The sequence below is a fragment of the Paramesorhizobium leguminum genome (assembly GCF_003217235.1).
Classification (GTDB): domain Bacteria; phylum Pseudomonadota; class Alphaproteobacteria; order Rhizobiales; family Rhizobiaceae; genus Paramesorhizobium; species Paramesorhizobium leguminum.
The window spans coordinates 108,905-120,840 of the sequence record NZ_QJTF01000002.1 but is presented as its reverse complement, the minus strand read 5'-3'; the positions used below and the strand labels follow the sequence as shown (position 1 = coordinate 120,840).

At 63.0% G+C, this 11,936-nt stretch carries 11 protein-coding genes and 1 pseudogene; 6 read left to right on the top strand and 6 right to left on the bottom strand.

Annotated features, from left to right (window positions below):
* Nucleotides 1-33: 33 nt before the first annotated feature.
* The gene (locus tag C7477_RS18860; protein ID WP_181418314.1) at nt 34-204 is read right to left on the bottom strand and encodes a hypothetical protein; all 171 of its coding nucleotides are present in this window, start codon (nt 202-204) and stop codon (nt 34-36) included.
* A 161-nt stretch (nt 205-365) separates the two neighbouring features.
* Here C7477_RS18860 and C7477_RS02140 point away from each other — a divergent pair, with 161 nt between their 5' ends.
* A complete protein-coding gene (locus C7477_RS02140; protein ID WP_110748803.1) occupies nt 366-800 on the top strand; it encodes a cobalamin biosynthesis protein in 435 nt (144 codons plus the stop codon).
* 210 nt (nt 801-1,010) lie between these two features.
* Entirely contained in the window at nt 1,011-1,766 is a 756-nt protein-coding gene (cobM, locus tag C7477_RS02130; RefSeq protein WP_110748463.1) for a precorrin-4 C(11)-methyltransferase, read from the top strand.
* 136 nt (nt 1,767-1,902) lie between these two features.
* On the opposite strand, the gene C7477_RS02125 is transcribed toward cobM, so the two are convergent.
* Both C7477_RS02125 and C7477_RS02115 read right to left on the bottom strand, forming a co-directional pair.
* Entirely contained in the window at nt 1,903-2,670 is a 768-nt protein-coding gene (locus C7477_RS02125) for a cobalt-precorrin-6A reductase (protein WP_110748460.1), read from the bottom strand.
* A gap of 160 nt (nt 2,671-2,830) precedes the next feature.
* The gene (locus C7477_RS02115; protein ID WP_110748457.1) at nt 2,831-3,940 is read right to left on the bottom strand and encodes a cobalt-precorrin-5B (C(1))-methyltransferase; all 1,110 of its coding nucleotides are present in this window, start codon (nt 3,938-3,940) and stop codon (nt 2,831-2,833) included.
* A 139-nt stretch (nt 3,941-4,079) separates the two neighbouring features.
* On the opposite strand from C7477_RS02115, the pseudogene cobA reads away from it, so the two are divergent.
* From cobA to cbiB, 4 genes and pseudogenes are all read left to right on the top strand, one after another.
* Nucleotides 4,080-4,862 (top strand): annotated as a pseudogene (gene cobA, locus C7477_RS02110) (uroporphyrinogen-III C-methyltransferase); the annotation flags it as partial.
* Nucleotides 4,863-4,867: 5 nt separating this feature from the next.
* Complete coding sequence (locus C7477_RS02105; RefSeq protein ID WP_110748450.1) at nt 4,868-6,175, top strand: cobyrinic acid a,c-diamide synthase CobB; 1,308 nt, start codon at nt 4,868-4,870, stop codon at nt 6,173-6,175.
* Nucleotides 6,172-7,329 carry a threonine-phosphate decarboxylase gene (locus C7477_RS02100; RefSeq protein ID WP_245411690.1) on the top strand — a complete coding sequence of 386 codons (1,158 nt, stop codon included), beginning with the start codon at nt 6,172-6,174 and terminating at the stop codon, nt 7,327-7,329. Before C7477_RS02105 ends, C7477_RS02100 begins: the two co-directional genes overlap by 4 nt.
* Before the next feature lie 18 nt (nt 7,330-7,347).
* Nucleotides 7,348-8,328 carry an adenosylcobinamide-phosphate synthase CbiB gene (cbiB, locus tag C7477_RS02095; RefSeq protein ID WP_110748446.1) on the top strand — a complete coding sequence of 327 codons (981 nt, stop codon included), beginning with the start codon at nt 7,348-7,350 and terminating at the stop codon, nt 8,326-8,328.
* Here cbiB and C7477_RS02090 read toward each other — a convergent pair.
* The 3 genes from C7477_RS02090 to C7477_RS02075 all read right to left on the bottom strand — a co-directional run bounded on the left by C7477_RS02090 (nt 8,325) and on the right by C7477_RS02075 (nt 11,774).
* On the bottom strand, nt 8,325-9,122 hold the full coding sequence (locus C7477_RS02090) for an ABC transporter permease (RefSeq protein ID WP_110748443.1): 798 nt from the start codon (nt 9,120-9,122) through the stop codon (nt 8,325-8,327). The two genes, cbiB and C7477_RS02090, sit on opposite strands and share 4 nt — an antisense overlap.
* The gene (locus C7477_RS02085) at nt 9,119-10,081 is read right to left on the bottom strand and encodes an ABC transporter permease (RefSeq protein ID WP_425373494.1); all 963 of its coding nucleotides are present in this window, start codon (nt 10,079-10,081) and stop codon (nt 9,119-9,121) included. Before C7477_RS02085 ends, C7477_RS02090 begins: the two co-directional genes overlap by 4 nt.
* A gap of 202 nt (nt 10,082-10,283) precedes the next feature.
* Nucleotides 10,284-11,774, bottom strand: a complete 1,491-nt coding sequence (locus C7477_RS02075; protein ID WP_110748438.1) for an ABC transporter substrate-binding protein — start codon at nt 11,772-11,774, stop codon at nt 10,284-10,286.
* Between the last annotated feature and the right edge of the window lie 162 nt (nt 11,775-11,936).

The following is an 11,936-nucleotide window of genomic DNA, read 5'->3' as shown; positions in this document are numbered from 1 at the left end:
GGGCGGTGGTAGCGCCGCCCGCAGTCAAAGAGGTCAGACGTTCTTGAACAGGACGCCGCCGAGAAGAATGATGTAGGCCACCGCCAGAATCCAGAAGGATGCGACGGGGATGAAAGAGAGCGTTCCGAAGAACGCCAGCAGCGCCAGGATTGCGATGATGAGGCTGAGGAAGAAAATCAATTGAGTAGGTGCAGTAAGGTTCATGACAGGCCCCTCCTTGGAGACAATTGAGATGGATAAGCTGCAAACAGCCAGATAGAACCCCCTCTGTGCCGATTGCGCAAAAGTGAGTGAAACGCGGTAAACACGTACGCAATGCAACCGATTCGCGAGATGCAGATTAGCAGAAACTATATGTGACCGAAATGAGGCTTGCTACAACAAATAGGGGCGGTCGAATTTCGCTTCTAGCGCTAGGCGTGGGCTGCGAGCGTGGCGCGGAAGCGGCGGAAGCGATTGGGCTGGCGGAGCGCGCCTTGCAGGAATCGGGCTTCGGTCTTGATGCGCTTGGCGGGATATTTTCGCTCGACAGGAAGCGGGGGGAGCCCGCCATTCAGGCGCTGGCCGAGCATTTCCGGCGCGAAATCGTGTTTTTCGACGCAAGACGGCTCGAAAAGGAGACGCCGCGTTTGCAAAACCCGTCGGAGGCAGTTTATCGCGCGGTGGGGTGCCATGGCGTGGCCGAGGGCGCGGCGCTGGCGGGGGCGGGGCCTGATGCGCGGCTGGTGGTGCCGAAGATGCGGTCGGAGCATGTGACGGTGGCGATTGCGGTAAGTTATGTAGCGCGGGTGCAGTTTTGATGGCATCGCGAGGCCTCACCCCCCTCTGTCCTGCCGGACATCTCCCCCTCAAGGGGGGAGATTGGCTGACATGTCTCCCGGCGCCTATTCTGCAACGCCTGCGATTGGTGCCACGCGCCAATGAAGGCCTAATCTCCCCCCTTGAGGGGGAGATGGCTGGCAAGCCAGAGGGGGGTGAGGCCTCGCGTTTCCCTATAAGGAGCAATTGAGATGACTATCCATTTCATCGGCGCCGGTCCCGGCGCGCCTGATCTCATCACCGTTCGCGGCCTCAGGCTGATCGAGCGGTGCCCGGTCTGCCTTTATGCGGGATCGCTGGTGCCAAGGGAGGTGGTGGCCTCCGCGCCTGAGGGTGCGCGGGTGGTCGATACTTCGGTGCTGACGCTGGGCGAGATCATTGCCGAACTGGAGGCCGCGCATCGGGCGGGCCATGATGTGGCGCGGGTGCATTCGGGCGATCCGTCGATCTATGGCGCGATGGCCGAGCAGATGCGGCGGCTGGATCAATTGGGCATTCCCTATGAAGTGACGCCCGGCGTTCCCGCCTTCGCCGCCGCCGCGGCAGCGCTGAAGCAGGAACTGACGATCCCCGAAGTGAACCAGACGGTGATCCTGACGCGCACATCGATGAAATCGTCGGGGATGCCGGAAGGCGAGGATCTGGCGACGCTTGGGCGTTCGGGCGCGACGCTGGTGATCCACCTCTCGATCCGCAATCTGGGGCATATCGAGCAAGAACTGACGCCGCTCTACGGAGCCGATTGCCCTGTCATCGTCGCCTATCGCGTCGGCTGGCCGGATGAGCAATTCGTCAAGGGGACGCTGGCTGATATCGCGGAGAAGGTGCGGGAGGCGAAGCTGGCGCGGACGGCGATGATCTTTGTCGGGCGCGGGTTGGCGCCGGAAAACTTCAGGGATTCAGCGCTTTACCATAAGGATCATGTGCATTCACTACGGGGTACGTAAACCCTTCCTTCCGTCATTCTCGGGCTTGTCCCGAGAATCTGCCGTCGTGGAAAGGAAGGGTGATTACCGTACTGACAGGCCATCGGTCGGCAGATCCTCGGGACAAGCCCGAGGATGACGGGTCCGAGGAGGGGAGCTATCCCAAATTGCTTCTGACGAACTCCAGTACCGCCTCGACATTGCCGGCGGCATTGGCAAAAACTTGTTGCGGACGGGCGATCAGGATGACCGGGATTTGCAGTCTTCGGGCGGCTTGCAGCTTGGCATAGGAAGCGGCGCCACCGGAGTTGCGGCAGACGATGTGGGTTATCCGCCGCTCGCGGAGGAAGGCTTCCTCGTCGCTGGACTTGCCGGGCTTGGCGAGCACCAATTCGTATAAGGCAAGATCGAGCGGCGTTTCCGGCGGGTCGATCATGCGCGCCACAAAATGCGCGTCGGGGCGCGTGGCGAAGGCGGCGATGTGCTGGCGGCCGAGTGCCAGCAGGACGCGCGCGTTTGGTGGAATGGTCAACGCGGCCTCTTCGAGCGATGCGACTTCGTGCCAGAGGTCGCCTTCGGTCTTTTCCCACGCAGGACGCTCGAGGCGGATGATTGGCCGGGCGGTCAGTTCGGCGGCCTTTGCCGCATTGGGGGAAATCCGGGTGGCGAAGGGGTGGGTGGCATCGACCAGCAGGGTTATATTTTCCGCCTCGATATAGCGGGCAAGACCTTCCGCGCCGCCGAACCCGCCGCTGCGGACTTCGCCGTCGAGCGGGGCGGGATCGCGCGTGCGGCCGGCGAGCGAGGTGATGACGCGGAGAGGCAGGGGCGCGAGGCGCTTTGCCAGTGCCGCCGCTTCCGCGGTGCCGCCGAGGATGAGGATGGCGGGGCGTTGCAAGACACCCCCCTCTGGCTTGCCAGCCATCTCCCCCTCAAGGGGGGAGATTACGCTGTCATTGGCCGTGCTGCCACTCGCAGACGGCGAAGGATAAGCGTCGCCACCGATGCCAGCCAATCTCCCCCCTTGAGGGGGAGATGCCCGGCAGGGCAGAGGGGGGTGCTCATAAGGCGTATTCATTTGCAATCTAAACCCTCGCAAGCACATTCCCCTTGCGATCCGTCACAATCACCTCCACCTCAACCGGCGCGCCCCTCAGCACATCCAGCGCGGTCGCGCGGGCGCGTTCGGCGATGGGGCGGGCGAGGTCGAGGCTTATTGATTGAGTCATTTCAAGCACTTCCATCGCGCTGTTGGCGGAGAGAATCCGCTGCTTCATCTCGATTGGAGCCCCCAGCTTTTCCGCCTCCGCCCAGAGAAATCCCATATCGACCTGGCTTCGCGAGGAATGCAGGTCGAGCGCGCCTTGGGCGAGCTTGGTCAGCTTGGCGAAGCCGCCGGCGATGGTGAGTTTGTCTATGGGATGAACGCGCAGATATTTGAGCAGCCCGCCGGCGAAGTCGCCCATGTCGAGCAGCGCGAAATCGGGCAGATTGTAAATCTTCTGGGCAGTGTCCTCGGAGGTCGATCCCGTCGCGCCCAGCACATGGGTCTGTCCGGCGGCCCGCGCGACATCGATGCCGCTATGGATCGAGTGGATCCATGATGAGCAGGAAAAGGGGTGGACGATTCCTGTAGTGCCGAGGATGGAAATGCCGCCGACGATGCCTAAGCGCGGGTTCCATGTCTTTTTGGCGATTTCCTCGCCGTCGGGCACGGAAATGGTGACGACCAGATCGGCGGGCAGGCCGTATTCCGCGCAGATTTCCTCGCATACGACGCGTATCATCGCGCGGGGCACCGGGTTGATCGCCGCCTCGCCGGGCGGAATCGGCAGGCCGGGACGGGTGACCGTGCCGACGCCTTCGCCGGCGGCGAAGACGATGCCGCTGCCGGGTTCGGCGGGGAATACGGTCGAGATGATGGTGGCGCCGTTGGTCACATCAGGATCGTCGCCCGCATCCTTGATGATTCCCGCCATGGCATAACCTTCGCCGAGGCCTTCCAACGCCAGCGAGAAGTATGGCACTTCGCCCTTGGGCAGGATGATGCCGACCGGATCGGGAAACTCTCCCGTGATGAGCGCGGTTAGCGCCGCCTTGGTCGCCGCGGTGGCGCAGGCACCGGTCGTCCAGCCGCGCCGCAGCGGCGTCTTCGCATCCGTTTTTCTTGTTCCGGCATCTGGTTCGTCGTTCATGGGGGCTTTATAGAGCAGTCGGTGAATGGTGAATAGTGAATGGTGAGCGGTAAGCAGTGAGCGGTGAGCAGTGAGCGTTTGTTTTTAACTGTCTCACCGCTTACTGCTCACCGCTCACTATCACATCAGGAGACCCAGAATGAGCGCAACGAGGACGCGAATGGCCTTGCCCATCTTCGAGCCGGGCCATGTCTGGCTGGTCGGCGCGGGGCCGGGCGATCCCGGACTGTTGACGCTCCACGCCGTCAATGGTCTCGAACAGGCGGATGTGATCGTGTACGACGCGCTGGTGGATGCGCAGTGCCTCGCCATGGCGCGCGAGGGGGCGGTGCTCGAATATGCGGGCAAGCGCGGCGGCAAGCCTTCGCCCAAACAGCGCGATATTTCGCTGAGGCTCGTGGAATTGGCGCGCGAGGGCAAGCGGGTGTTGCGGCTCAAGGGCGGCGATCCGTTCGTCTTTGGGCGCGGCGGCGAGGAGGCGTTGATGCTGGTGGAGCATGGCATCCCGTTCCGCATCGTACCCGGCGTTACGGCGGGCATCGGCGGTCTTGCCTATGCCGGCATTCCCGCGACAATGCGCGATATCAATCATAGCGTTACCTTTCTCACCGGGCACGATGCGACGGGTATCGTGCCCGATACGATAGACTGGGCGGCGATCGGCAAGGGATCGCCCGTCATCGTCATGTATATGGCGATGAAGCATATCGGCCTCATCACCGGCCGGCTGATCGCGGCGGGGCGTTCGCCGCATGAGCCGACAGCCTTCATCTGCAACGCCACCATGGCGAACCAGCGGGTACTGGTGACGACATTGGGCCAAGCGGAGGCCGATGTGGCGGCGGCGGGGCTGGAACCCCCGGCCATCGTTGTTGTTGGTGAAGTCGTTAAACTTCGCGGGATGCTCGACTGGATGGGAGCGGCGCAATGAAGGGATTTCTGATCGCCGCGCCTTCTTCGGGTTCGGGCAAGACGACGGTGACGCTTGGCCTGTTGCGCGCGCTTAGAGAGAGGGGCGTCGCGCTGGCGCCTGCCAAGGCCGGGCCGGACTATATCGACCCCGCCTTTCACGCGGCGGCGAGCGGCGCGCCATGCTTCAACCTCGATCCATGGGCTATGCGGCCGGAGTTGATCGGTGCGCTTGCCGCCCGGATGACGGAAGGCGACAAGCTGCTGGTGGCCGAAGCGATGATGGGCCTGTTCGATGGCGCCATCGACGGGACGGGATCGGCGGCGGATCTGGCGGTGCAATTGGGACTTCCGGTCATCTTGGTGGTGGATTGCAGCCGGCAGTCGCAATCCGTGGCGGCGCTTGTCAGCGGGTTTCGAGATTTCAGGAATAATGTTCTGATCGCCGGGCTGGTGTTGAACCGGGTTGGCAGCATCAGGCATGAGGCGATGCTGCGCGCGGCGCTGGAGCCGCTGGGCATTCCTGTTCTGGGCGCGGTCGCGCGTGATGAGGCGCTCTCTCTGCCTGAGCGGCATCTGGGGCTGGTGCAGGCGGGCGAGCATGGCGAACTCGACGCCTTCATTGCCCATGCCGCCCATGTCATGGCTGAGCGGCTCGATCTGAAACGTATCGAGGAGATCGCGCGTCAGGCCCATATGGGTACCGCGGCCGCCAATGTGCCGCGCTTTCCGCCTTTGGGGCAGCATATTGCCGTGGCGCGCGACGACGCCTTTGCATTTGCCTATACGCATATTCTCGATGGATGGCGCAGACGCGGGGCGAGTTTGAGCTTGTTCTCGCCGCTGGCTGACGAGGCTCCCGATACGCAGGCAGATGCGATCTACCTGCCGGGGGGGTATCCCGAACTGCATGGCGGGCGGCTTGCTTCGGCGGAGAATTTCCGCGAAGGCCTGCACCGGGCGGCGGCGAATGGCACGGCCATCTATGGCGAGTGCGGCGGCTATATGGTGCTGGGCGAGGCGCTGGAGGATGCCGTGGGACAGCGGCATGAGATGCTGGGACTCCTGCCGCTCGAAACGAGCTTTGCCAAGCGTAAGCTGCATCTCGGCTATCGCAAGCTGACGCCGCTTGCCGGTTCGCCGTGGAATGTGCCGCTGAGGGGACACGAGTTCCATTACGCCAGCATTGTCAGGGAAGGGGCGGGAGAACGGCTCTTCCAGATTGCCGATGCGCTCAATACGGATCTGGGCGAGGCGGGTCTGCGCGTCGGCTCGGTGGCTGGTTCCTTCATGCATGTGATCGATATTGCCGGAGATGAAACATGACGATCGAGCGTGCGGTAATAGAGCATGGGGGCGCGCTCGACCGGGCAATTGCCCGCTTCGGGGGCAACCAGGCGGATTGGCTGGATCTCTCCACCGGCATCAATCCGGAAGCCTTTCCCTTGCCGGAAATCACGCCTGAGGTCTGGAACCGGTTGCCAGATGAGGCGCTGCTGGACAAGGCGCTCGCGGCGGCGCGGAGTTATTACAGCGTGGCGGATGGCGCTTTTATCGTCGCTGCCCCCGGCACGCAGGCATTGATCCAGATCGTGCCGGAACTCACCCAGCCGGGCGAGGTGGCAATCCTGTCGCCGACCTATCAGGAGCACCACGCCGCCTTCGCGCGCGCCGGGTGGGCGGTGCTTTCGTGCCCTGATATCGGCTCCATACCGGCAACGGCGAAGGCCGTGGTGGTTGTCAATCCGAACAACCCCGATGGACGCATCGTGCCGGGCGACGAACTCTTGGGGCTGGCGCAGAAGCTTGGGGCGCATGGCGGCTTTCTGATCGTCGATGAAGCGTTCGCCGATGCGCATCCGGAGGTGAGCATCGCAGGCCAAGCCGGTGGCGATCATCTGATCATCCTCAAATCGTTTGGAAAATTCTTCGGCCTTGCCGGTTTGCGGTTGGGGTTTGCGATTTCCGGGGCGGGAATTGCGAAAAGGCTATCCGAACGGCTCGGTCCTTGGGCGGTTTCCGGACCTGCGCTGGCGATTGCTGTCCATGCGTTTTGCCCCTCACCCTTACCCTCTCCCCGTGAAGTACGGGGAGAGGGGGGCCTTGATGTTGACGCTCTTTCTTTCGTGCCAGGGGCAGCGGTAGAAGAGGGAGGCGGCGATGCTGATGTCTCCCTCTCCCCGTCAAAACGGGGAGAGGGTAAGGGTGAGGGGCAGAATGTCACCATCCTTGGTGCCTTTCGCGCACGCCTTCTTGCCCGCCGCGCCCTCCTGTCCGCCGTCCTTCAGCGCAGCGGTTTCGAAGAAATCGGCGGCACGGCTTTGTTCGCGCTTGTCCACCACGAACAAGCCCAAGCGCTCTATGAACATTTGTGCCACCGGCATATCCTGACCCGCAAATTCGATTACGCGCCCAACTGGCTACGCATCGGCCTTGCCGACGAAGCCGGGTTGGAGCGTTTGGAAGAAGCGCTGCGCTAACGTTTCCAAGGAATTCACATGGAAATAAAGCTGCTTATCCTGTTTCTCGCGCTTGTCGCCGACCGTATCCTGGGCGACCCCGAATGGCTGTGGCGACGAGTTCCGCATCCCGTCGTTCTCTTCGGCAGTGCCATCTCCTTCATCGACAAACGCTATAATGACACGCGGACCAGCGCGGCGGAGCGGGAGCGGCTGGGCATCTGGACTGTGCTGGCGCTGCTCGTGGGCGTATTCGTCGTCGGGCTTCTGGTTTCCGCGCTTTTGCTGCATTTGGGATGGTTCGGCGCGCTCGTCGAAATCGCTGTTGTTGCGGTGTTTCTGGCGCAGAAGAGCCTGGCCGATCATGTCTCGCGCGTGGCCAGCGCCTTGCGGGACGAGGGGATCGAGGGTGGCAGGCGGGCGGTTTCGATGATCGTCGGGCGCGATCCGCAATCGCTGGATCAGGCGGGGACTAGCCGCGCGGCGATCGAGAGCCTTGCCGAGAACAGCTCGGACGGGGTGATCGCGCCGGCCTTCTGGTATCTCCTGCTGGGGCTGCCGGGCCTGTTTGCCTACAAGCTCCTCAATACGGCGGATTCGATGATCGGGCATCTCAACCCGCGTTATCGCGACTTTGGCCGGTTCGCGGCGCAGCTCGACGATGCGGCGAACTGGATACCCGCGCGCCTGACGGGAGGGCTGATTGCACTCGCCAGCTGGTTCCAGGGCGGGCGCGGGGCGGCGCGACGCTCGTTCCAGGTGATGATGCGCGACGGGCGCCTGCACCGCTCGCCCAATGCCGGCTGGCCTGAAGCGGCTTATGCCGGGGCGCTCGATGTGGCGCTGGCAGGCCCGCGCGTTTATGCCGGTGATATCGTCAACGAGCCGATGGTCAATGGCGCGGGCAGGCATGATCTGGGCGCGGCCGATATCGAGGCGGCGCTGAAACTGTTCTGGCTTTCGATGACAGTGCTTGCCGGTGTCGTGCTGGTGCTTTGTCTGATCGGATTGCTTTTTTAGTTTCTCGGATCCAACACATCCCGCAACCCATCGCCCAACAGATTCAGGCCGAGCACGGTGATGACGATGGCGAGGCCGGGGAAGAGGGCCATGTGCGGGGCGATGCCGATCATGGTTTGTGCTTCGAAGAGCATTCGTCCCCAGCTTGGGTTGGGCGGCGGGGCGCCCAACCCAAGATAGGAGAGCCCGGCCTCCGCCAATATGCCGAGGGCAAACTGGATGGTCGCCTGGACGATCAGCAGGCTGGCGATATTGGGCAGGACATGGTCGATGGTGATGCCGCCGGAGCTTTTGCCGATCGCCTTGGCCGCGAGGATGAACTCGCGCGACAGTATCGAAAGCGCCGCTCCCCGCGTCACGCGGGCGAAGACCGGAATATTGAAGATGCCGATGGCGATGATTGCATTGATTGCGCCGGGGCCGAAGATGGCGGTGATCATGATGGCGGTGATGAGGGCGGGGAAGGCGAAGACGAGATCGTTGAAGCGCATCAGCATCTCATCCAGCCAGCCGCCACGCGTGGCGGCGACGAGGCCGAGCGGGATGCCGATCCCCGCGCCGATACCGACCGCGACGAGCGCGACGGCAATGGAATTGCGGCTGCCGACCATGATCATGGAGAGGATGTCACGGCCGAAATGATCGGTGCCGAACCAGTGCGCGGCGGACGGCCCTTGAAGCTTGGCGGCGATATCGATGGCCGTGGCGTCATAGGGCGTCCAGGCATAGGACAGGAGCGCCATTCCAGCGACGAGGAGGGTGATCGTCAGGCCGATGATGAGGGACCGGTTCATCGCGGAATGTCCAGACGCGGATCGACGAAGGCGTAGGCGAGATCGACGATCAGGTTGACGAGAAGGACAGCGGCGACGAGGACCATGATGACTCCCTCCACGACGATGAGGTCGCGCTGGGTGATGGCCTGGAAGATCAGGCGTCCGAGGCCGGGAAGGTAGAAGACATTCTCGATGATAACAGTGCCGGCGAGCAGGAAGGAGAATTGCAGGCCGAGAATAGTTAGGACAGGAATCATGGCGTTGGGCAGGGCGTGGCGGCGGAGAATGGCCGTTTGTGTCAGCCCCTTGGCGCGGGCGGTGCGGATATAGTCCTGCGAGAGGGTTTCGATGAGCGCCGAGCGGGTCACGCGCGCGAGGATGGCGGCTTGCGGCAGGGCGAGCGCGATGGCGGGGAGGAGGAGGCTCTTGAAAGCAGGGAAAATCCCGGCGCTCCAGCCGGGAAAGCCGCCTGCCGGCACGAGGCGGAGCGTGACGGCGAAGACATAGACGAGCAACAGCGCGAACCAGAAATTGGGAATGGCGACGCCGAGTTGCGTGACGCCCATGATTGCTGAGTCCGGGGCGCGACCGCGCCGGGCGGCAGCGAACAGGCCGACCGGGATGGCGATGGCCATCGAGAGGGTGAGCGCCATGAGGGCGAGGGGGAGGGATACGGCGAGGCGTTCAGCGATAAGATCCCTGACCGGCACGGCGTAGGTGTAGGAGCGTCCGAAATCACCGGTGAGCATATGTCCGGCCCAGGTGAGGTAGCGGAGGATGATCGGCTGGTTCAGGCCCATCTGGCCGCGCAGTGCGGCGATTGCGTCCTCGCTTGCGCCGAGGCCAAGCATCAGCCGGGCAGGGTCGCCGGGGAGGATTTCCAGGGTGCTGAAGACGACCAGCGAGGCGAAGACGAGGGTGAGGAGGGAGGTGGCGAGGCGGGTTAGGAGGTGCGATAATATTGAGGGGGAGAGCATTACGAGATACCCCCCTCTGCCCTGCCGGGCATCTCCCCCTCAAGGGGGGAGATTAGGCCTTCATGGACATTCGGAACCAATCGCAATCGTTGCAAAATAAAAGCGGAACGTAGTGTCGGCCAATCTCCCCCCTTGGGGGGGAGATGCCCGGCAGGGCAGAGGGGGGTATCTCGCTGTTCCCTTACACGAGAAACCGCCCTCTTCACTCCGCCCACTTCACCGCCGTCAGATCATTCGCCGGGATCGGATAATTCTTCCACAAACCCTCCAGCTTCGCATCCCAGATGCCGATCTTGGGAAACTGCATCAGGAACGCGACGGGCGCGCCGGCGGAGAGGGTTTTCTGCGCTTCCCCATAAAGCGCGTTGCGCTTCTCCCCATCCGGGGTCGCGCTTATTTCGGCGATGAGCGTCTTGAAGGCCGGGTTGCGGTAATTGAAATAGTAGTCGTCGCGGGCGAAAATGTTCAGATCGTTCGGCTCGGTGTGCGAGATGATGGTGAGATCGTAATCCCGGCTCTTGAACACCTGCTCCAGCCACTGCGCCCATTCGACGAGAATGATCTGCGCCTCGATGCCGACGCTGCGCAGTTGCGCCGCGATGATCTCGCCGCCGCGCCGCGCGTAGACCGGCGGGGGCAGCTTCAGCGTGGTCTTGAATCCATCCAGATAGCCTGCCTCAGCCAGCAGCTTTTTCGCAAGTTCCGGATCGTATTTCCGCTCGCCTGTCAGATCGACATAGGCCGGATGGTGCGGCGGGAAGAAGGAGCCGATTTGGGTGCCGAAGCCGAACATTGCGCCGTCGATGACCGCCTTGCGGTCGATGGCGTGGGCGATGGCCTCGCGCACCTTCGGGTTGTCGAAGGGCGGTCTGGCGTTGTTTTCGGAAAGAATGGTTTCGCCCTCGGTCGTGCCGATCTCTACCTTGAAGCGCGGATCGGCCTGAAACTGGGGCACGGATTCCGGCGCGGGGAAGGAGGGGAACGCCTGTATATCGCCTGCAAGCAGGGCGGCGCTGGCGGCGGCGGGATCGGGGATGAAGCGGAAGGTTGCCTTGTCGAGCGCGGGCTTCGCGCCCCAGTAATCGGATGAGCGCGCGAGGGCGACCTGCGATCCCTTGGCCCAGTTTTGGAATTTGAACGGGCCGGTGCCGATGGGCTTTTCCTTGTTGGTGGCGGCACTGGTCCGACCGACGATCACCGCATCGCCCCAGCCCAGACTATAGAGAAAATCGCCGGAGGGGTGTTTCAGCGTCACCTTCACCGTCGCGGGATCGATCACTTCCACCTGGTCGATGGCCTCGAACAGGCCTTTTTGGGCGTTGGTGGAATCGGGCGCGCGGGCGCGGTCGAGCGAGAATTTTACGTCGTTCGCATCGAAGGCCGCGCCGTCGTGGAATTTGACGCCCTGATGGAGATGGAAGGTGTAGGTTTTCCGGTCGGGCGAGATGTCCCAGTTTTTCGCAAGCGCCGGCTGCGCCTCGCCATTGGCGCCGATGCGGGTGAGCCCCTCGAAGATATTGGCGTAGACGATCTCGTCGATGGCGCCAGCGGCGCCGGCGGTGGGGTCCAGATGCGGCGGTTCAAGCACCATCGCGAGGGTCAGGTCGGAACGGGCGGTGGCGGGGTTTGCGGCGCCAAGGAAGAGAGCGGCGAGCGCGAGAAACGCATATCTGCGGGCGGTTGCGAATGTCATGATAGCTGCTCCCCTATCCAGATGAAATGTCGGCGGGACAGTACCCCCCTCTGTCCTGCCGGACATCTCCCCCTCAAGGGGGGAGATTACGCTTCCATAGACGTTCGGCGCTCAATCGCCAACATTGGAGAAAGGAGCGATGCCATTGATGCAGGCCGATCT

Bases quoted from the DNA above. Each gene is read 5' to 3' on its own strand.
- cobM (WP_110748463.1), top strand. From the start codon at position 1,011: ATGACTATCCATTTCATCGGCGCCGGTCCCGGCGCGCCTGATCTCATC.
- C7477_RS02105 (WP_110748450.1), top strand. From the start codon at position 4,868: ATGAAGGGATTTCTGATCGCCGCGCCTTCTTCGGGTTCGGGCAAGACG.
- cbiB (WP_110748446.1), top strand. From the start codon at position 7,348: ATGGAAATAAAGCTGCTTATCCTGTTTCTCGCGCTTGTCGCCGACCGT.
- C7477_RS02140 (WP_110748803.1), top strand. From the start codon at position 366: ATGAGGCTTGCTACAACAAATAGGGGCGGTCGAATTTCGCTTCTAGCG.
- C7477_RS02090 (WP_110748443.1), bottom strand. From the start codon at position 9,122: ATGAACCGGTCCCTCATCATCGGCCTGACGATCACCCTCCTCGTCGCT.
- C7477_RS02115 (WP_110748457.1), bottom strand. From the start codon at position 3,940: ATGAACGACGAACCAGATGCCGGAACAAGAAAAACGGATGCGAAGACG.
- C7477_RS02125 (WP_110748460.1), bottom strand. From the start codon at position 2,670: ATGGCTGGCAAGCCAGAGGGGGGTGTCTTGCAACGCCCCGCCATCCTC.
- C7477_RS02075 (WP_110748438.1), bottom strand. From the start codon at position 11,774: ATGACATTCGCAACCGCCCGCAGATATGCGTTTCTCGCGCTCGCCGCT.
- C7477_RS18860 (WP_181418314.1), bottom strand. From the start codon at position 204: ATGAACCTTACTGCACCTACTCAATTGATTTTCTTCCTCAGCCTCATC.
- C7477_RS02085 (WP_425373494.1), bottom strand. From the start codon at position 10,081: ATGCTCTCCCCCTCAATATTATCGCACCTCCTAACCCGCCTCGCCACC.
- C7477_RS02100 (WP_245411690.1), top strand. From the start codon at position 6,172: ATGACGATCGAGCGTGCGGTAATAGAGCATGGGGGCGCGCTCGACCGG.